The sequence below is a fragment of the Tsuneonella aeria genome (assembly GCF_009827495.1).
GTDB classification, from domain to species: domain Bacteria; phylum Pseudomonadota; class Alphaproteobacteria; order Sphingomonadales; family Sphingomonadaceae; genus Tsuneonella; species Tsuneonella aeria.
In genome coordinates, this window is sequence record NZ_WTZA01000001.1 from 1,968,190 (window position 1) to 1,988,225 (window position 20,036).

18 protein-coding genes are annotated in these 20,036 nt (G+C 66.7%); 8 read left to right on the top strand and 10 right to left on the bottom strand.

Annotated elements, in window-relative coordinates; all coding sequences use genetic code 11:
* The first annotated feature begins 56 nt into the window (after positions 1-56).
* The 5 genes from GRI40_RS09695 (at position 57) to GRI40_RS09715 (ending at position 6,865) form a co-directional block, all read left to right on the top strand.
* Positions 57-782 carry a polysaccharide biosynthesis/export family protein gene (locus GRI40_RS09695; protein ID WP_160611126.1) on the top strand — a complete coding sequence of 242 codons (726 nt, stop codon included), beginning with the start codon at positions 57-59 and terminating at the stop codon, positions 780-782.
* A gap of 13 nt (positions 783-795) precedes the next feature.
* Positions 796-2,979, top strand: coding sequence for a GumC family protein (locus GRI40_RS09700; RefSeq protein ID WP_160611127.1), 2,184 nt, complete (start codon positions 796-798; stop codon positions 2,977-2,979).
* The gene (locus tag GRI40_RS09705) at positions 2,921-4,168 is read left to right on the top strand and encodes a hypothetical protein (RefSeq protein WP_160611128.1); all 1,248 of its coding nucleotides are present in this window, start codon (positions 2,921-2,923) and stop codon (positions 4,166-4,168) included. Before GRI40_RS09700 ends, GRI40_RS09705 begins: the two co-directional genes overlap by 59 nt.
* Before the next feature lie 190 nt (positions 4,169-4,358).
* Positions 4,359-5,633: a glycoside hydrolase family protein gene (locus GRI40_RS09710; RefSeq protein WP_160611129.1), complete on the top strand. Its 1,275-nt coding sequence runs from the start codon at positions 4,359-4,361 to the stop codon at positions 5,631-5,633.
* Between the two features lie 53 nt (positions 5,634-5,686).
* Positions 5,687-6,865 (top strand): glycosyltransferase family 4 protein, encoded by a 1,179-nt coding sequence (locus GRI40_RS09715; RefSeq protein ID WP_160611130.1) that lies wholly within the window; start codon positions 5,687-5,689, stop codon positions 6,863-6,865.
* Here GRI40_RS09715 and GRI40_RS09720 read toward each other — a convergent pair.
* The 6 genes from GRI40_RS09720 to GRI40_RS09745 are packed head-to-tail and all read right to left on the bottom strand — an operon-like array spanning position 6,862 to position 13,418.
* Positions 6,862-7,536: a class I SAM-dependent methyltransferase gene (locus GRI40_RS09720; protein ID WP_160611131.1), complete on the bottom strand. Its 675-nt coding sequence runs from the start codon at positions 7,534-7,536 to the stop codon at positions 6,862-6,864. The two genes, GRI40_RS09715 and GRI40_RS09720, sit on opposite strands and share 4 nt — an antisense overlap.
* Positions 7,533-8,849, bottom strand: coding sequence for a lipopolysaccharide biosynthesis protein (locus tag GRI40_RS09725; protein ID WP_160611132.1), 1,317 nt, complete (start codon positions 8,847-8,849; stop codon positions 7,533-7,535). Before GRI40_RS09725 ends, GRI40_RS09720 begins: the two co-directional genes overlap by 4 nt.
* Complete coding sequence (locus GRI40_RS09730; protein WP_160611133.1) at positions 8,846-10,009, bottom strand: glycosyltransferase family 4 protein; 1,164 nt, start codon at positions 10,007-10,009, stop codon at positions 8,846-8,848. Before GRI40_RS09730 ends, GRI40_RS09725 begins: the two co-directional genes overlap by 4 nt.
* On the bottom strand, positions 10,006-11,175 hold the full coding sequence (locus GRI40_RS09735; RefSeq protein WP_160611134.1) for a glycosyltransferase: 1,170 nt from the start codon (positions 11,173-11,175) through the stop codon (positions 10,006-10,008). The genes GRI40_RS09730 and GRI40_RS09735 overlap by 4 nt, the downstream gene beginning before the upstream one ends.
* A gap of 10 nt (positions 11,176-11,185) precedes the next feature.
* On the bottom strand, positions 11,186-12,697 hold the full coding sequence (locus GRI40_RS09740) for an O-antigen polymerase (protein WP_160611135.1): 1,512 nt from the start codon (positions 12,695-12,697) through the stop codon (positions 11,186-11,188).
* A 28-nt stretch (positions 12,698-12,725) separates the two neighbouring features.
* On the bottom strand, positions 12,726-13,418 hold the full coding sequence (locus tag GRI40_RS09745; protein ID WP_160611136.1) for a class I SAM-dependent methyltransferase: 693 nt from the start codon (positions 13,416-13,418) through the stop codon (positions 12,726-12,728).
* 118 nt (positions 13,419-13,536) lie between these two features.
* Between GRI40_RS09745 and GRI40_RS09750 the strand changes: the two genes are divergently transcribed.
* Together GRI40_RS09750 and GRI40_RS09755 are read left to right on the top strand one after the other, a co-directional pair.
* Positions 13,537-14,496: a UDP-glucuronic acid decarboxylase family protein gene (locus tag GRI40_RS09750; protein ID WP_160611137.1), complete on the top strand. Its 960-nt coding sequence runs from the start codon at positions 13,537-13,539 to the stop codon at positions 14,494-14,496.
* Positions 14,497-14,501: 5 nt separating this feature from the next.
* Positions 14,502-15,317, top strand: coding sequence for a class I SAM-dependent methyltransferase (locus GRI40_RS09755; protein WP_160611138.1), 816 nt, complete (start codon positions 14,502-14,504; stop codon positions 15,315-15,317).
* 69 nt (positions 15,318-15,386) lie between these two features.
* On the opposite strand, the gene GRI40_RS09760 is transcribed toward GRI40_RS09755, so the two are convergent.
* The 4 genes from GRI40_RS09760 to GRI40_RS09775 form a co-directional block, all read right to left on the bottom strand.
* Positions 15,387-16,166: a formyltransferase family protein gene (locus GRI40_RS09760; RefSeq protein WP_202390180.1), complete on the bottom strand. Its 780-nt coding sequence runs from the start codon at positions 16,164-16,166 to the stop codon at positions 15,387-15,389.
* Positions 16,167-16,293: 127 nt separating this feature from the next.
* Positions 16,294-17,097, bottom strand: coding sequence for an enoyl-ACP reductase FabI (gene fabI / locus GRI40_RS09765; RefSeq protein WP_160611139.1), 804 nt, complete (start codon positions 17,095-17,097; stop codon positions 16,294-16,296).
* Entirely contained in the window at positions 17,094-18,119 is a 1,026-nt protein-coding gene (locus tag GRI40_RS09770; protein WP_160611140.1) for a YihY/virulence factor BrkB family protein, read from the bottom strand. Before GRI40_RS09770 ends, fabI begins: the two co-directional genes overlap by 4 nt.
* A gap of 33 nt (positions 18,120-18,152) precedes the next feature.
* Positions 18,153-19,139, bottom strand: coding sequence for a DnaJ C-terminal domain-containing protein (locus GRI40_RS09775; RefSeq protein WP_160611141.1), 987 nt, complete (start codon positions 19,137-19,139; stop codon positions 18,153-18,155).
* 227 nt (positions 19,140-19,366) lie between these two features.
* On the opposite strand from GRI40_RS09775, the gene pdxH reads away from it, so the two are divergent.
* Positions 19,367-19,975, top strand: a complete 609-nt coding sequence (pdxH, locus tag GRI40_RS09780; protein WP_160611142.1) for a pyridoxamine 5'-phosphate oxidase — start codon at positions 19,367-19,369, stop codon at positions 19,973-19,975.
* Positions 19,976-20,036 lie beyond the last annotated feature (61 nt).

Genomic DNA, 20,036 nt, shown 5'->3' on the forward strand with positions numbered 1-20,036 from the left:
CTGTGTTTACCACGTGCCCGACTTGGGTTAGGGCGCGGCTGGACTGGAGTTTCCCGATGATGAGCAAGTGGTTGATGATGCTGGCTGGCGCAGCGGCGGTACTCGCCCTGCCCGGGTGCGCGACGTCGCCCAAGCCCTTCGCCATGGCGCCCGGGGTCCAGCAGCTGAGCGGCGAGATGCCCGCGCCGACCGCTCTCGATTACGCTAGCCCCGTGCGCGATTTCTACATCGGCCCCGGTGACAAGCTGAAGATCGATGTGTTCGGCGTGCCGGAGATGACGCGCGAGGCGCAGGTCGACGGCGCGGGCCAGCTGTCGTTCCCGCTGGTCGGCACCGTCACCGCCGCGGGGCGCACCCCGGCGCAGGTATCCGCCGACATCGAACAGCGGTTGCGGGCTAATTACGTCAAGAACCCGCAAGTCACCGTTAATGTCGAGGAATCGTACAACCAGACTCTCACCGTGGACGGTCAGGTGGTCAAGCCGGGCATGTATCCCTTGGTCGGCCGGCTCACGTTGCAGCGGGCGGTCGCGCTCGCCGGCGGAACGGCCGAGTTCGCCAAGCTGAAGGACGTGATCGTCCGGCGCGAGGTCGGCGACCAGACCTACATCGGCATCTACAATCTCGATGCCATCCGTCGGGGCAATTACATCGACCCCGAAGTCTATCCGTCCGACGTGATCGTCGTGGGCGACAGCAAGGAACGGCGCCTCTTCAGGGACGTGCTCCAGATTGTTCCGCTGCTGACCACGCCGCTCATCCTCTTGCTGCAGAACAACTAGGTCGCCGGTCGACATGAACCAGTACACATATTCCGACCTGAACGAGGCGTCCGAGAGCGCGACGTTCACCCAGTCGAACGGAGTGCCCGCGCTCGTCTCCTACTGGCACGCGATCTTGCGCCGCCGGTGGACGATCCTCGCGATCGTCGTGGCTACCGCTGCGCTCGGCCTGGTGCTGTCGCTGCTCGCGACGCCGTATTACAAGGCCACCGCGCGCATCCAGATCGACCGCCAGGGCGAACAGGTCACCAACGTCCAGGAAGTCAGCAAGGTCGACTCGGGCGAGGACCAGGAATTCTATCAGACTCAGTATGCGCTGCTGCAGGCGCGTTCGCTGGCCGAGCGCGTCGCGCGCCGGCTTAACCTGGCGTCGAACGCGCACTTCTTCGAAATGTTCGGGCGCGACCCCGGTGCGGCGGCGAGCGGAAACACGGTGGCCGCCGGCGACCGGGCGGCACAGCTGCGCCGTGCGTCTGACTTGCTCGTCGAACACCTCACGATCGCGCCCATCCGCGGTTCGAGCCTCGTCGATATCCAGTTCGAAAGCCCGGATCCCGAGTTGAGTGCGCAGATCGCCAACAGCTATGTCGAGGAATTCATCGCCTCGACCCTCGGCCGCCGGTTCGATTCCACGCAGGACGCGCGCAAGTTCCTCGAGACCCGCCTCGCGGATCTGCGCGAGAAGATGGAAACGTCCGAGCGCGAATTGGTCAATTACGCCGCATCGCAAGGCATCGTCACCCTTTCGCAGAACCAGGATGCGGGCGGCATGTCGCAGCCCGACAAGACGCTCACGTCGATCGACCTCGAAGCGCTCAATCAGGCGCTCACGAGCGCGACCGAAGCGCGCATCGCGGCCGAAAGCACCCTGCGCGCGCAGCGGCCGTCGCGCCTGTCCAATCCGACCCTGGCGACCCTTCGCCAGTCGCGCGCCGATGCCGCGGCACAGCTCGCACAGCTCAGCGCGCGCTTCGAATCGGGCTATCCCGAAGTGCAGGCAGCCCAATCGCGGTTGCAGACGCTTGACCGGGCCATTGCCGAGGAAACCTCGCGCGCCGGGACCGAGGCGCAACAGGCCTACGATGCGGCGCGATCGCGCGAAGCTGCGCTGCAAACCCGGGTCAACGCGCTGAAGTCCTCGCTCACCGGTGAAAAGGCTGCGTCGATCCAGTACAACATCTACCAGCGCGAAGTGGATACGAACCGGCAGCTCTACGATGCGCTGCTGCAGCGCTACAAGGAAATCGGCGTCGCGGGCGTTGCCAGCAACAACGTGTCCGTCGTCGATCCGGCGCTGGTTCCCTCAAAGCCGTCGAGCCCCAACATCCTGCTCAACCTGCTCGTGGCGCTGGTCTTCGGGCTCCTGCTTGCGCTGCTGGTGGTCATCGCTCTCGAGCAGATCGACCAGAAGCTGAAGGATCCGAGCGACGTTCCCAATCGCCTGGGTCTGCCGCTTCTCGGCGTCATTCCATGGGTCGAGGACGAGCGGATCGGCGACGAGATCGTCGATCCTAAGTCCGACATTGCCGAGGCGTTCCTGTCGCTGCAGACGAACCTGTCGTTCCTCACCGATCACGGCGTGCCGCGGTCGATCCTGTTCACCAGCACGCGGCCGAACGAAGGCAAGTCGAACTCCACGGTCGCGCTCGCCCGTTCGCTAGCGCGCACCGGCAAGCGCGTGCTGCTGGTCGATGCCGACATGCGCAACAGTTCGAGCCACAAGCTGCTCGGGGTCGAGAACCGCCATGGCCTGTCGAACTATCTCACCGGCGACGATTTCGACGAGCGGCTGCTGACCGAGACCGGGGTCGCCAACCTGTCGCTGCTGGCAGCCGGGCCCAAGCCGCCCAACGCGGGCGAACTGCTGCTGTCGCCCCGCCTGCCCCTGCTCGTGCAGGAAGCGAACAAGGTCTTCGACGTGGTCCTGATCGATGCGCCGCCGGTGCTGGGCATCGCCGACGTGCCGCTGGTCGCCAAGGCGACCGAAGGCGTCGTCTACACCGTCGAGATGAACGGCGTGCGCGTGCAGCAGATCCAGCAGTCGATCAACCGCATCGACGCGGCCCGCGCCAATGTCTTCGGCGTGCTCGTGACAAAGTGGGAATCTAAGAACAGCGGCTATGGGTATGGCTACGGCTATGGCTACGGATACGGATACGGCTACGGACGGGATACGGCCGCCGCCGCAGAAGGCTGACCCCGTGCGGTCGATCTTCATCGCTCTGGTTGGCCTGGTGCTGGCAGTCGTCGTCGGCGCCGCCGCTTTCGCGCAGGCTGGCTTCGCGCTGAATCCGATGGCCGCGGCGCAGGCGTTCCCGCTCGATGGTCAGGCACTCGCGAAGGAAGCGGAGCTCCAGCTCGCGCTGGCACGCGCGCGCTCCCGCAACCCGATCCTTCCCCCCGACGCGGCGACGATCGCCCATGCGCGTGCAGCGTACGCCCGCGAACCGCTGGAACCCGAAGCGGTCGCGATCCTGGCCAACGCGGGTGCGGAGGGCGATTCCGGCCAGGCCATGCGCACGCTCGAGGCGGCCCACGCGCTGTCGAGGCGTTCGATAATCGTCAACACCGAGCTGATTTCCCGCCTTTCACAGGCGGGCAAGGACGAACCTGCCTTGCGCCTGCTCGACGAAATCCTGCGGCAGGACACCGCCGCGCAAGGCCCGTTGCTCACGCAGATGGCGGCTTATGCGGGCAATCGGTCGCTGCAGCCTATCTTCCTCGACCTGCTGGCGCAGGATGCACCGTGGGTTTCCCCTTTCTGGCGGCAGGTCGCCCAGTCTCCGGTGGGGCTGAAGAACGCGGTGTCCCTGCGGCTCGGCTACGCCGGGCGTGGCGGCGCAGTCGATCCGGAAGTCGATCGCCTGCTGGTCGCCGGATTGGCCGGACAGGCGCGTTACGACGATGCGGCGCGCCTGGCGGCCGGGCTGTTTCCCGCCTTGCGCTCGGTCGGCACGCCGGGCTCGGGCAATCTCGTTCGCGATCCGGATTTCCGCCAGAAGGATGCGGTCATCCCGTTCGGGTGGGAGATGACCAGCAACGGCGACTACGGTGCCGGGTTCCAGGGGACGGGCGGCGGCATCGTCATCAGCGCCCTGCCGGGATCGCGCGGTACCGTCGCCCAGCAACTCGTCGCATTGCCATCGCAGCCGCTGGCGATCGGCGCCGAGGTGGCGACCCAGTCGGGACGGCGCGACGACCTGTCGGTGGAATTGCGGTGCGCCGGGAATGCGCAGATGCTGGTTTCTGTGCCGGTCAGCCGCCTGCCCGCGCGGGTGCCGGCACCGTCGTGCAAGTGGGGGTGGTTGCGGTTCGTCGTTGCCATCCCGGCAGACGGGGAGGGAGCGGACTGGACGGTGCGGCAGGTCAGCCTGACCGGAACCTGACGGGCCGCAACCTGAACGGCGGGTAGCGAGGCGTTCAGGCCCGGTGAACGCAACCGATGCGACATCTGCCAGCATGACCGGCTCTTTCCCCACCCTTCCCCGCCGACGGTTCGTAGCCGGAATAGTGGCTGCTGTAGCGACGGCAGGCGCATGTTCGCGCGTATCGGCGCAAGCCGAGGGCTCGGTCTCGTTGGCGGACTTGGGCGTGCGGCCGGGGGGCGACGCCACCGTGGCGCTGCAACGGGCACTCGATTCGCTTGCTGCGCGCGGCGGCGGGACATTGCGGATCGGCGGCACATACCGGGCCGGAGTCGCGGTGGTGCGGGGCAGCAACATCACGATCGAAGGCGATGGCGGGACGCTGCGCGATACTCGCATCGTGGTCGCGCCCGGCGCGCGCGGTCTGACCATGCGCAACCTCACCCTGCTCGAGACCCGGGGGCGCGCGGACAGCTACCTGCTCGACATATCCGGTTCCGACTGCCGGTTCGATAACCTGTCGCTGATCAAGCGGCCCATGGCGGGCGGATACCAGGGGTATCTGCGCGCAACATCGCGTGGTTGCACGTTCGACGGGTTGAGGCTCGACGGATCGAACGGCCTGTTCGTCAGCGGGTCCGACCATACGTTCGCGAACTTCGAACTCGTCTCGACCCTGCGACGCGACATGGGCGGCGACGACGCCTTCGCCATCAAGGCGCCCGGCACGATTACCCAGAACATCGTGATCCGCAACGGCACCGTCCGCGGCTACGCCGCAGCGGTCTCGATCGGTTCGGAAGTCGGTTCGAGCGCCGAGCATCGCGGGCCGGGTATCGTGCGCAACGTCCTCGTCGAGAACGTCGTGGCGGACCGGTGCCAGATGGTCTGCTTCATCAAGCCGGGGGCCCTTGTCTACGACTGGCGCAACGGGCTGGTCGAGAACGTGACGCTCCGTTCGATCCGGCTCACCGATCCCGGCGGTTTCTTGTTTGCGCGCGGAGTCGCGATCAGCACGGGCCGCGGCGCGAAGGTTCGCGGAGTGACGGCGCGTGACATCGTGATAGAGGCGCGCGCGCATTCCCAAGGGGTCATGCCCACAGCGGCGGTCGATCTGGGCATCCGCAACGTGGGGGCGCCGGGGTCGATCGAGGATGTCGACATCCAGCTCACTTATGACGGCAGCGGCAGCGCCGGCTATCCGGTGGACCAGATCGTGCGGATCGAGAAGGAGAATCCCTCGGTCGGCACGATGCGCGGCATCTCGCTCGATGTGACCGGGTCCGATGCGCGCATCGCGGGAATTTACGTCGGCGGCGGTCTCGACGGCGCGGTTACGGTCCGGCGGGCGAACCTGCGCCGGGTGGCCCTCGCTCCGCCCGCAAGCCTCGGTGCGGCCGGGATCTGGGCGGATTCGCGGGTCAACCTCGGATCCGTCGCCGTCGAAGCCGTGCGCGCGCCGAACCGCGGCGGACGTGCGCGCTAGGGCGGGTTGCGCAGCGGTTGCCGGGGCGCAGGCGAGCGGCTAGCGCGCGTACCATGCGGTTACTTTTCGTTCACGATCACCGGTTTCTGCACGGTCCGGACGGTGCGGTGCACACCGTCGGATCGTTTCCGCGCAGCGTGTGGGACCGGTACCTGCGCCATTTCAGCGAGATCGTGGTCGTGGCGCGCGACGGCGGAGCGCTGACCGGCGGCAGCGACCTCGCACGGTCCGAGACGCCGGGCGTCCGGTTCGCGCTGGTCGCGGACTATCCGCTCGCCCAACGATTGCTGGGAATGGGCGGCGAAGCGCGCGCGGTGCTCGCGCGCGAGATGGCCGCATGCGACGCGGTGCTGGTGCGGGTGCCGAGCGATCTCGGCAACCTGGCAGCCGCCATGGCGCGCGCGCGCGGTTTGCCCTGGGCCGGCGAGGCGGTCGGCTGCGCGTGGGACGGGTACGGCAACCACGGCAACAGATTGTCGCGCGCCTATGCCCCTCTCGCGATGCACCGTATGCGCCAGGTGGCGTCGCGGGCCGGCCAGATGCTATACGTCACCCGCGAATTCCTGCAGCGCCGCTACCCCGGTCCGGCGGACAGCGTGGGCGTATCCGACGTCGAGATCGAGCCGCTGGGGCAGGCCCAGGTGGCCGCGCGCGATGCGCGGCTGGCGCGTCTCAGGGAATGTCGCCCGCCCGTGTTCGGCACGGTCGCGTCGCTCAGGGTCATGTCCAAGGGCATCCAGGACGCGATCCCCGCTATCGCGCAGCTGAAGGCGCAGGGCCTCCGCGTCGAATACCGGGTGCTGGGCGCCGGGGACCGCGACCCGTGGATCGCTCGCGCCGAAGCCGCCGGAGTGGCCGACCGCGTGGTTTTCGACGGGACCCGTCCCTCGGGCGACGGGGTCAGGGGGTGGCTGGACGAAATCGATGTCCATCTCCAGCCGAGTTATCAGGAAGGCCTGCCGCGCGCGACGGTCGAGGCGATGAGCCGGGGCTGCGCATGCGCCGGGTCCACCGCGGGCGGCCTGCCCGAACTGCTCCCGTCCGACCGCCTCCACGCTCCCGGCGATATTCCCGCGATTGCCAAGCTGATCGCCCGCTTCGCAACGGAGCCGGCCTTCACCGAAGCCGCCGCGCGCACCGATCTGGCGACGAGCCGCTCCTACCTGCCCGTTGCGCTGGAAGGAACCCGCGACGGTTTCTACCGCCGTTTGGCCGAGCGTGCCGCAGCCTAGCCGGCGGTCGGCTTGCCGACCTGTACCATGCTGACCGTGAAGGGGCGGAACAGCCACAACAGGCGGTGTGCGATATGGCGCCACTGCGACGGCCGATAAAACGGCATGGCGGTGCGGGCGAGCTGGTTCGCGAGCACGTAGACCGGGCGCCCGCCGGCCTTGAGGTCGTCGATGAACGTACCGCTTTCGAGAACCTCGGCGCGCTCCAGTTGGAAGCTGGGCAGCATCGTCGCCAGTTCCTGCGGCGACGGGCGCAACATCGTATCGATCGGGTCGGGATGATAGGGATAGCTGTAGGGCACGGTGATCAGGCAATGGCCGCCCGGCTTCACCAGGTCGCCGCACGCGGCGGCGAAAGTCCGCGGATCGGTCAGGTGTTCGAGCAGGTTGGAACAGATCATCACGTCCGCGTCGTATCCGCGCAGGCGCTCCCTGAATGCGGGGTCGAGCACGTCGCCGACTTCGTCCACTCCGTCGGCCGCCTTCATGTCGCAATGGACGACTCGCAGGCCCGCTGCCTCGAGAGGAGCGAACAGTTCGCTGTGGATGTGCGGCTGCTGCCTGCGGCGGAAGTCGCCGGTGGACGATCCGACGTTGAGAACCACGGATTGCGGCGGCAGGGCGAGGTCCGCGATCCATTCGCGCAGCCGCCGCGCTTCTTCTATTCTCATGGCAGGTCCTTTCCCTGCGCGCCCGCCCGCGCTAGGCGGCGGAAACACGCGAGAGTGAGTACGGTGAAAAATGCGATTTGCGCTAGACCGGCGCCGATCAGGCCCAGGACGTGCAATCCGGGCAAGATCACCAGCGCGAAAGCGATCGTCGCCAAGATGTACGCATGGAAGATTGCGATCGGCCCGTCGAAGGCCTGGACGTACATCGAATAGGTCGCGCTGAGCAGCTGAATGCCGGCGGCGGCGAATAGGAGGACGAGGATCGCATGCCCGGCGCGGAATTCCTCGCCGAACAGCAGGCCAAGCGCGAGCCCGCCGAACACCGCCGCCCCCGCGACCAGCACCGTGGTGATGGCGAAGGTGACGAGGACGATGCGCCGGAGCACGCGTTTTGCACCTTCGAAATTGCGCTGCGCGGCCAGGGTCGCCAGCTCGGGAAACAGGACGCTCGCATAGATCTGCACGAATTTGCGCAGGATGCCGGCAAGCTGCCGCGCGACGTTGTAGATGCCTGCTGCCTCTACCGAGACGACGAGCCCGATGAGCGGCACGTCCCCGTTCATGCGGATCGTGTCGAGCGATCCGGTGGCCCACGTGCTGCCGCAGTAGGCCGCGAACTCGTTCCGGTCGGCACTCGGCGTCGAAAGACCGCTGGACCGCGGACGCATCCCGCGTCGGTGCAGGATCGCGAGCGCACCGCCGAGCTGGAGAACCGAAGGCAGCGCGATCGCGATCGCCGCCAACGCTCCGTAGGCGATGAATGGCGCATCGATCCACCAGAGCAGGGCGGCGCCGGCGAATTGAACGATCGCGGCGCCGACCTGGATCGCGCCAAGGGCGTCGAACCGGTCGAACGCGCGGAACACGCCCTCGCTGGTGCGATAACCCTGAAAGGCGAGGCTGGCCGCGACGATCAGCGCGGCAGATCTCGCGGACGGAGGGACGCCGACGAGCCCGGCCATGAACAAAACCGCCGCGCCCGCGACCAACGCGGCGCAAACAGCGCTTGCGGTGTCGGCTGCGAGACCCATGCCCACGATGCGCTCGAACCGCGGGCGGTCGTCGGCGTGGAGCGCAGCCATGCCCAGCTTGATGACCGGCTGCTGGGTCGCGAAGGTGAACAGCCCGGCGACGAGCAGCGCGCTCGTCTGGAGAAGTGCGTAGGTTCCGAATTCCTGCAGCGAAAGCGCGCGCGAATTGATCGCCACCGCGCCCAGCGTCAGCGCCGCGGCGGCGCCGCTGCCGCCGCCCAGTAGCGCGAGATTACGGATCACGCGGCGCTTCCGCGAAATGGCGGGTGCGGCGTCGCTCATCCGCGTGCCGCTTTCCGGCCCGTCATCGCGTCGTAGGCATCTTCGTAAGCCCCGACGACGTCGTCCGCGCGGAAAGTCCGGCTGGCAATCGCCGCCCCGTTGGCGCCGAGAACGGCGGCGCGTGCGGGATCGGCGCACAGCGCGGCGATTTCCGCAGCCATCTCGCGCGAGCAGCCGACGGGGAACACCGCGCCCGCCTCCAGTCCCGGCTGCAGGAGCATTTCCCGGGCGGAGGCGACGTCGGTGCTGACGACCGGCCGGGCGCACGCCATCGCCTCGATCATCGTGCGCATCAGTCCTTCGTAGCGCGATGCCACGCACACCACCGATGCGCGTGCATACAGTGCCGCGATATCGCGGCGATGGCCGAGGAACCGTACCGCATCGCCCATCGGCGCAGCCAGCGTTCGGCACTCTGCGGCGTAATCGTCGACGTCCGGCTCGAAGTCGCCGACGAGCCACGATTCGATACCCGCTGCGGCCAGGATCGGCGCGACTACCTGGAGGAGTTCGCGCTGGCCCTTCTTCGCGCAGACCACGCCCGAAACCAGCACGACCGGCGGCGTTTCGAGAGGCGGGGGGGCAGGGGCAAAGCGCGCGGGATCCACGATCGAGTAGGTCACCGACGACTTGGCCTCGATCCCCGGCACGATGGCGGCCCATCGCGCAAGCATGTCCGCGGACAGGAAAAAGATATGATCGGCCATTCCGAACACGCGGCGATAGCGCGCCGCCGGCGGCGGCCGGTCCGGCCCGATCGTGTCACGGATGTTAAGCGCCAGGCGCACTCCGGCGATCGTGCGAACGGCGGGCAGGCACAGCTGGAAGGCGAGCGGATCGTTGGCGTGGACGATCCGTGCCCCAGTCTCCGTCAGCACCGCGCGCACGGCGCGGAAATAGCGCCAGTAGGTACGCAGCGTGGCGAACGGAGCGTTGGTGATGCCGCGGCTGGCGTCCTCGGGCACGATCCGGATATCGACACCAGCGTCGCGCCAGCGGGCCACGGCCGGGCTCTCGCGGTTCGTAACGACGACGGGACGATACCCGTGCATGCCGCGGACGATCTCGCCGATACTCGCGATGCCGCCGTTCGCGGCCTTCCCGGTCTGGAGGGCGACGACGACGACGACGGGCAGATCGAGGCGATCCCGGCCCGTCATGCGTGCCGCGCCAACTCCTCGAGGTAGATCGCGTCGAGATCGGCGACGCATCGCTGCATGCCAAATACGCTGCCTTCGACCCGGGCCAGCCAGTCGGCCGCGTCCGGCGCGGGGCGCGCCAGGATCGCGGCGATCCGGTCCGCCCATGCCTGGGTCCCCACATCGAGCGAAAGCAGTGTCACCGCCCCGTTGATCACGATGACCTCGTGCGGCATATTCTCGGGCATGATCACCGGGGTGCCGCCCGCCTGCGCCTCGAGCACGACGATCCCCAGGCCTTCGCTGAACGAAGGGAATACGAAGATATCGAACAGCGCCATGAAAGCGGGGATGTCGTCCGTGCCGCCGGCGAAGCGCACCCTTTCGGCAATGCCCAGCCGATCGACCTGCGCGCGCACGTCCGCTTCGAGCGGACCCATGCCGACGAGGACCAGCACGTCGTCCGGCTGGTCTTTCGCATAGGCGGCGAAGGTATCGATGAGGAACGTGTGGTTCTTCTGCGAGGCGAAGCGGCCGACATGGCCAAGCACCTTCGCGTTGCCTGGAATGGCGAGATCGGCGCGCAAGGCGCGGGCGCGTTCGGGGGCGCCGTGAAATTTCGAATAGTCGAAACCGTAGAGCAGGATCGTGCAGTCCTCGCGGGCGCGCCAGCGGGGGCCGGCGCACTGCTCCATCGCCATCTCGCTGATTGCGACCCGTCGCGTGGACGCCACCGCCGCGATCGACGTACCCACGACTTCGCGAACCTTGTGCCGCAGTTCCTGGTAGTTCGCCCCCTGGCTCTGCGCGGCGTGGTTGTGCAGGATGCGCACCGGCACCCCGGCGCTCGCCGCGACGGCCAGCACCGGGCCGGCCACGATCGAGTCCACGTGGACATGGATCGCGGCAAACGGACCTTCGCGGCGGAGAAACGCCCTGAGGTCGGCCAGCCACCGCAGCCAGCCGCGCACCGGCAGCGTGTGGATCGCCACCCCGGCTGCACGCACCTTGCCTTCGTACGGCCCGATCTCGTCCTGCATCAGCACGACCTCGTGCCGCACCGGCCCGTCTTTGCTGTTGGCGAAGATATGGGTCAGCCACGTCTCGATGCCGCCGCGGGGCAGCCACTTGAGCACGTGCAGGACGCGGGGTCGCGCATCCGCTTTGGAATCGGCAGTTTCGGTCATCGGGTTTCCGTCAGGTCGGTCGGGGCGCGCGGATAACCCGCCGAGCCTGCGCTTTCGGGGCTAGTAGTGCCTGGGGATAGAACAGGGCGATGATCCCCATCAGGACCGCGAGCGTAATCATGTTTTGCTGGAAGGCGACCAGCTCGTCCGTTCCCACCCCGAATTGCGTGGCGATGAGGACGAAGAGCGTGATGACCAGCCCGTTCGAGGCATTACGGTTGTACACCTCGTACATACGCCGGAGGACATAGCCGTATAGCGCAAAGATCACGACTATCCCGGGGATGTGGAAGTTCCAGAACGCCTCCGCGACGGAGCCGATCGGGATCGACGTGCCTTCCACCGATTCGTTGAGGAAATGCTGGGCATAGAGCGATCCCGGCCCGCGCGGCTTGTCCTCCCAAACCGCTCGCGGCACCATCGCTAATATCGCGCCGGTGTAGGTATAACCGAGCATCGGACCCGTCGTGCGCATCCCGTCCGCGACCACCGGCACCGCGCCGGACAGCGCCTGGCGCAGGTTGAACTCTTCCTGCGAGCGTTCGAGCACCGACTGCAGGCTGGAATCCTGCGCGGCTTCCACAACCGTCGTTCCGCTCAGGCCGGCGGTGCGGATGAGATTCAGCGCGCCGAATGACAGGAACGCGACCGGCACCAGCACTACGGCCAGTCGCCACGGCACACGCCGCGCCGACAGGGCCCAGCCCAGCCCGACCGTCACGAAAACCAGCAGCGTCGCCGCGCGCGAACCGGCGACGAGGAACTGCTGCGCCGCCACCAGCGGCAGAAGAGCCAGAAACAGCGGGCTGCGCGCATCCTGCGGCCGCATGCAGATCCACAGAAGCAGCGACAGCGCGCCAATGTCGAACAGCGCGAGCAGCGGCCCGAGCCCTGCCAGCGCGCGAAACCGACCGTAGGCGAGCTCCATCACGTGATCGACCAGGCCGCCGCGGGTCTGGATGAAGATCGCAACGCCGATGAAGTTCACCAGGATCACCCCGACCAGGATCGACCGCAGCCGCCGCGTGTCGACATTCGCCAAGATCGAAACTGGGCGGCCGGACCTCTGGCGGACGAAGGCGAACCCGCTGTAGAGCGCGATGAGCGAGAGGATCTGCAGCAGGTGATATTTCGTGACGGCCCACCAGATCTCGCCGCTCGATTCCCAGCCGAGCGAAGTGAAATACGGGGCCTGCAGCGGCTGGCCCGAAGCAAGGCCGGCATACCCGCCGAAATTGTCGATCAGGTTCGGCAGCGTGGTCAGCAGCGGCCACACCACCACGGCGATGATCAGCGGGTGCAGGATGCCGGCCGGGTGCCGGGCGAGCACCACCAGCGGCGCGACGCGCATGAGGTCGTAGATCAGCGCGGTGAGCACGGCAAAGACGAACCCGTTGCCGCCGGTCACCCCGTTGAACAGGGCCTGCAGCAACTGCGGCACCGCGCCCGTAAGCAGCAGGAACACTAGCACCGCGGCCTGGAACAGGCGCGGCACCGTTTCGCCCTTGACGGTTCGCCGCATGGCGTGACTCTGCGACCGGTCGGACATCTTAGGCCGCGACTGCTGCATCCAGAATCACGTTCCAGGAATTGAGGCGGGTGGCCACCCGCTGATGCAGCCAGTTTCGAACCGGCGGGACTACCGAGGCGATCCTGACGATACGCGAACCCGTGGTCATCGGTTCGACACGGGTCGCGATCTCGGAGAAGCCAGCGACCTTCGCGAGGTTCCCGAAGATGAGCGGCGTCCAAGTGTAGAGATGCATGTCGTCGTTGGGCCGCCACGAGGACTGCCGCGGATCACGCGGATTTTCACCGGGGACGACGAGGCGGACGCGTCCGCCCGGGCGCACCACTCGGACGATCTCTCGAAGTATGCTTGCCGGCGATTCCGTGTGCTCGATGGCATGGAAGCTGATTGCACGGTCGACGCTGTCGGTCGGAAGATCGGCAAGGTCGGTATAGACTTCGATCCCGGCTTTCGAGGCCAGCGCACCGGCCTCGGTGCCGATCTCCACGCCGACGCGGCGCGCTGCCGGCGTGCGCGAGAGCACACCTCCTGTCCCGCACCCGAAGTCCAGGACCGTATACTCATCTCCACCGATATCGGAGAAAAGCGCCGCGCGCATCGCCTGCACCCGGTCGGATGCGGCTCCCGTACGCTGGTCGAGATAAGCCTTTCCAGCTTCGTCGCAATAATTCGATTGAGCATCTGCGTAACTCATCGTGCGCGCCTTACCCATCGCTACGCATACTAGGCAAGCAATCAAAACAAGGCGATCCCGCTATCGTCGTTGCCTAAAGGCCGCGGCCTTTTTATGGGCCTCGCTTCAAGTTCCAAGAAAACAGGCGATTTCCCCGATGCCCCAGTCCCGCAATGCCTACGGTCGCAAGCGCGTGCTGGTCACGGGGGGCGCGGGATTCCTGGGGTCGCATCTCATCGACCGGCTGCTCGCCCGCGGCGACGAAGTGCTGTGCGTCGACAACCTGTTCACCGGCGACAAGCGCAATCTCGACCACCTGGCGGGGGAACCGCGGTTCGAGTTCATGCGCCACGACGTGTGCTTCCCGCTCTATGTCGAGGTGGACGAGATCTGGAATCTCGCCTGCCCGGCGAGCCCCGTTCACTACCAGCACGACCCGGTCCAGACCACGAAGACCAGCGTGCACGGTGCGATCAACATGCTCGGGCTCGCCAAGCGACTCAATTGCCGCATTTTCCAGGCCTCCACCAGCGAGGTATATGGCGATCCGGCGGTCCATCCGCAGACCGAGGGGTACTGGGGCAACGTCAACCCGATCGGCATCCGTTCGTGCTACGACGAGGGCAAGCGCTGCGCCGAGACGCTGTTCTTCGACTATCATCGCCAGCACGGGCTCGACATCAAGGTCGCGCGTATCTTCAACACCTACGGCCCGCGGATGCATCCGTCAGACGGACGGGTGGTGTCGAACTTCATCATCCAAGCGCTGCGCGGCGAGGACATCACGATCTACGGTGAAGGCGAACAGACCCGCAGCTTCTGCTATGTTGACGATCTTGTGTCCGGTTTCCTCGCGCTGATGGACAGCGAACCGGGCTTTCCCGGGCCGGTCAATCTCGGCACACCGCGCGAATTCACGATTCGCCAGCTGGCCGAAATGGTGATTAAGCAAACCGGCTCGAAATCGAAGCTGGTATTCCAGCCGCTCCCGCAGGACGACCCCCTGCAGCGCAAGCCCGACATCTCGCTGGCGCGCGAGAAGCTGGGCTGGGAACCGCAGGTCCGCCTTGAGGACGGACTAGCGAAGACGATTAATTATTTCAGGGGGCTGGCCTGACTGCCATGAGCGCCGCGCTAACAAACGAATGTCCGGCCTGCGGGGCTGCCGCGCAATTCCCCGGCGATCATCGGATCGCGCACTGCAAGGGTTGCTCTCATCGCTGGATGCCGATGACTCAGGCGGAACAGACCCGCGCGGAACTGGCCATCTACACGCGCGAATACGCCGGTTACCGCCAAGATGGGGCTCTGGATGCCAATTTCGATCGACTGATCAGCGAGGCGCTCGTCCCGCAAATGGTGCCGGGCTCTGTCATTCTCGACGTGGGTTGCGGCGGCGGGGCGTTCTTGGCTGCGGCCCAGCGAGCAGGGCTGTCAGCCAGCGGCCTCGACATTTCGGAAGAGGCGGCGCAGCTCGTGCGCGATCGAGGTTACGCTGCCAGCGCGGGCGATTTCACGCAGACCGATGGACAGCCTGCAGTGGGCGTGATCACGATGTGGGACGTTCTGGAACACCTCAGGACGCCGCACGATTTCCTCGATGCAGCCGTCCGGCGGCTGACGCCCAACGGGATCTTCGTAGCTAAGGTCCCGACTTACGGAGCGCTTTCAGTCGTGCTGTCGGACCGGATTGCCCGCTTGCGCCGCGTGCTGCTCGGCGCGCCAGACCATGTCCAGTACTACACCCGCGACTCCCTAAGGGCTCTGTTCGATCGATCGGGTTTGCAGGTCGTTGAATGGCGCGAGCTTCCCGGCGGGATCCGCACCGCGCCCAAAACTGGTGGCTTTCGAAAGAAAATCGCGCGGCGGACCAAGTCCGCGATCGCCGCCATTTCGGGCGAAAGCAATATGCTGGTCGTGGCGCGGAACGGTACGTAGCGATAGCTCCGGTGTCTGGCGCTCTGAGCCGGCTGCTAGCAGATCTCTAAGCAATCCCCGCTTGAGTTCTCAAGCGCTCGCACGCCGGGTGGCGAACAGCGTATTTGAATCCGGATCGGCTAGATCCGTCAGGATCGACCGATCGACCAGCGTCAAATGAGCGCCTTCGTGATTGATGTGAGCTCCGTCGTAAGGCGGAAACCAGAAGGCCCGAATTTTTCGGCGGACATCGTCGGTGTCGAAGTCGATCTCCTTCATCGCCTCCAGTTCCTTCCGCGTCACATATCGGCCGCCGCAATTCTCGCTTGTGGGGAGTAAGCGGGGGTCGGCTGCGAGGTCGGACCAGAGCCGTAACGCCTGACGTTCGAGGGCTTCCATGCTTTTCGCCTCGAGGCTCCGCGCAGTCTCTTCCTCAAGGTCCATTGGAAACCGGTCGACGGCGATGATCGGGCCGGTGTCGATCTCCTCGTCCACGTAGTGCGCGCTGACCCCCCATTCGGCCAGATCGTCGAGAATGGCGCAGTTGTAACCGCCGACTCCCTTGTAATCGGGGAGGGGGGCCGGGTGGAAATTGATGAAGCCCAGCCGCGGGCGATCGAGAAGCGCGCCGCGCAGCTTGCGCCAGTATAGCACGGACAGGCCGAGATCGAATTCCAGGGTCCCGTCTTCCGCCGCGGCCAATGCCTCTTCGAACTCGTACAACGGAAGCCCCAGCCTCTGTGCGAGGTCGGTGGTCGGCGAAGACTCGAACTGCGAATCGGTAAGCACGCCGACGACCGTCACCCGGTCGTCGTGCGCCATCCGCTCCAGAAGACGGGCGGCGACCGGCTTGCGGCCCAAAAAGAGCACACGAATAGATCACCTCCCCGATGCTGCAATTCGCGCATGGATGATGCGCTCGCGCTATTGCAGAATCCAGTGAGGGTCGGCTTGCTTCGTCCCATATTCCGTGCGCCGCGCCGTTATCGCCCGCGACTTACCCCAGCGCGATGTCCGGCGCGTCTTCCTGCTTCATTCCGATGGTGTGATACCCCGCATCGACGTGGTGCGTCTCGCCGCTGACGCCGCTGGCGAGGTCGGACAGCAGGTATAACGCCGCGCCGCCGACGTCCTCGATCGTCACGTTGCGGCGCAGGGGCGCGTTGTATTCGTTCCATTTGAGGATCAGGCGGAAGTCACCGATCCCGCTCGCGGCGAGGGTCTTGATCGGACCGGCGCTGATCGCATTTACCCGGATGCCCTGCGGCCCCACGTCGTTGGCGAGGTACTTCACGCTCGTTTCCAGCGCCGACTTCGCCACGCCCATCACGTTGTAATGGGGGATGACCTTTTCCGCGCCGTAGTAGCTCAAGGTCAGCAAGCTGCCGCCCTCGCCCATCATCGCCGCCGCGCGCTTGGCGACCGCGGTGAAGCTGTAGACGCTGATGTTCATGGTCATTAGGAAATCGTCGAGCGTGACGTCGAAATACTTGCCGCGCAACGCGTCCTTGTTGGTAAATCCGATCGCGTGGACGACGAAGTCGATGGCCGGCCAGCGGGCCGCCAGCGTCTCGAACGCGGCATCGAGGTTGGCCATGTCGGCAACGTCGCAATCGATCAGGAAATCGCAGCCGAGCTGCTCCGCAAGCGGGCGCACGCGCTTCTCCATCACCGCACCTTGGTAGCTGATCGCCAGTTCCGCGCCGTGTTCGGCAAGCTTCTGCGCGATGCCCCAGGCGAGCGACTTGTCGTTGGCGAGACCCATGATGAGCCCGCGCTTGCCTACCATGAGTCCGCTCATGCCGTTCCTTCTTGCTTATTCGCTGCCGCCCGCCGCGCGCGATCGTCGGCCTGCCCGATCCGGTTTTCCGCCTCCTCCGGCGTTTCCGCCAGCGCCGCGTTGAGCTCCGCCCCGATGACCATCCCTAGGCCGACGAGGTAGAAAAAGAAAAGCGCGATCATGATCCCGGCCAGGCTGCCGTACGTGCCTTCGTACCGGAAGAAGCTGCGCACGAGCGGCGGCAGCGCCATGGCGACGGCGATCCACCACAGCGTGGTGGCGAGCGCGCCGGGCCACTTGGGATAGCGGCGCTTGCGATATTCCTTGGGAGTCAGGGTGTAGAACAGGAGATAGAGCGAGCCGAACAGGCCGAACGCGGGGACGATGCGGCTGATCTCAAGCTGGCCGATCGCGTCGGTCAGCCACGGGAAATAGGCGTCGATGACCTCTTGCGCCGTCCCTATGATGAACTGCGCCAGCAGGCTGACGATCAGCAGTATCACCGCCCCGAAGATGACGCCCGCGGACCACAGCCGGTATTTCCAGAAGGCGTGGGTGGCCTTCGTGCCGTATGCGCGGCGCAGGATGTCGCGGATCGTCTCGATCAGGCTGGACACGGTCCACAGCGCGAACAGGCCGCCCAGCCACAGGAACCATCCGCTGCGCGATTCGACGACGCTGCGGGCGACCGGCTCGATCACCTCGGCCACGATCGGGGGCAGGGCATAGAGCACGGCGGTGATCGTCGCCGCGCGCTCGCTTTCCTCACCGATGATCGAAAATACCGCAGCGCCCAGGATGAAGAACGGGAAGATCGCGATGATCGCCATGTAGGCAAGGTTGCCCGCGTGGATGAAGCCGTCGTTGTAGGCGCCCACCGCGATCCGCTTGGTGATCTCGAAGGCGCGTGTCCCGGGGCCCAGGTGGCTGAGCGCGCGCGTTCGCAAGTCGGGGTAAGGGCGCAGGGCATGCTTGCGCCGCTCTTCGGGTGACAGCGAATGGACGATCCTTTCCTCGGGGGCGGGGATGGTCGGTTCGCTCATGATCCCCCCTTGCAGGCCCGTGGCGGCGCCGGCTCAGACCCCGAACCGGGCACGCGGATTTGCCGTGTCGTTCCAACCGTCGAGCCGCTTTGCGAGTTCCGCCACGTCGGCCGGGAGGGCAATCTCCAGCGTGACGAGCTGGTCGCCGCGCGTGCGGTCCTTTTTCGTGAAACCCTTGCCGCCCAGCCGCATCGTCGTGCCGCCCGAAGTGCCGGGCTTGATCGTCAGCATGACCGGCCCGTCGACTGTCGGCACCTTTATCTTGCCGCCGGCAACCGCCTCGGACAGCGTGATCGGCAGGTCGATCCGCACATTGTCGCCGTCGCGGCGGAAGAAGGCGTGCTGGTCGACGCTGATCGTCACGATGCCGTCGCCCGCTCCCCCAGGTCCCGGCTCCCCCTTGCCCTTGAGGCGCATCTGCGTGCCGTCCTCCAGCCCGGCGGGCAGCTTCAGGTCGATCGTCTTGCCATCGGCCAGCGTGATGCGCTGGTCCGCCAGGCGCGCCGCGTCGACGAAGGGCACGCGCAGGCGATAGGCGACGTCGGCGCCCTTGCGCGGCGGGGGCGGGCGCCGCTGGCCGCCGAAGCCGCCGCGGGCGCCCTGTCCGAACGGGCCGCCTTGTGCGCCGCGCGGGGCGCCGCCGCCGCCGAACAGTCCTTCGAACAGGTCGCTGATATCGACCCCGTCGGCGCCGCCCATGCCGCGCAGGTCCTCCGGCCGGAAACCGCCCCCGCCGCCGCCGAAGCCGCCGTTGAAACCTCCCCCGCCGAAGCCGCCGCCGGCAAAGGGGTTAGCGGGGTTGCCATCGGCGTCGATCTCGCCGCGATCGAACTGGGCGCGCTTCGCCGGATCGGACAGCAGGTCGTACGCCCGGGTCACTTCGGAAAACCGTTCCGACGCCTTGGGATTGTCCTTGTTGCGGTCGGGGTGCAGCTCCTTCGCCAGCTTGCGATAAGCGCTCTTGATATCCTTCTCGCTCGCGCTGCGCGCGACGCCAAGGGTTACATAGGGATCGGCCATGGCGTGTTAGCTAGGTGAGGCAGTGACCCCGCGCAAGCAGGCAGGCTTTCCTCGCGTCGAGCCGGGGAGTAGGGACCCGGCATGATCGCCTTCCTCCCTAGCCTGAATTGCGCCCGTCCAACGGGCCCCGCCTGCCCGACCGCCGGCATGGCAAAGCGCCGCGCCGCGCTGTCCGTTCACGATCTCGAGGACTTCGATCCAGCCGGTCCACGCGGGGCAGCCGGGCGATGAACGACAGCCGTTCCGAACTGCCCGACCGCGATCCCATGGGCCTGTTCGCCGCGTGGTTTGCCGAAGCGCGGGCGAGCGAGCCGAACGATGCGGACGCCATGGCGCTTGCCACCGCCACGCCCGACGGCACGCCGTCGGTCCGCATGGTCCTGCTGAAGGGCGTGGGGCCGGACGGATTTACGTTCTACACCAACGCGCAGAGCCGCAAGGGCGGGGAAATCCGCGCCAATCCTCAGGCCGCGCTCCTGTTCCACTGGAAAAGCCTGCGCCGTCAGATCCGCATCGAGGGGCGCCTGACCGAAGTTTCGCCGGAGGAGGCCGACGCCTATTTCCACTCCCGTGCCTTCGTCAGCCAGGTGGGATCGGCGGCAAGCGACCAGTCCCGCCCCTTGCCCGACCGCGCGACGTATATCGCCCGTGTCGCCGAGATCGAGCGCGAATGGCAGGCGGGGGGCGAGGTACCCCGGCCGGCACACTGGACCGGCTTCACGCTGAACCCCCAGGCGATCGAGTTCTGGCTCGACCGCCCGGCCCGCCTCCACGACCGGCGCCGCTTCGTGCGCCAGGCGGACGGCGGCTGGGATAGCGCGCTGCTCTATCCGTGAGCGCGCCCGATCCCGAACAGCGCGCACGGCTGACCCGCAGTGCGGCATATGCCTCGATCGC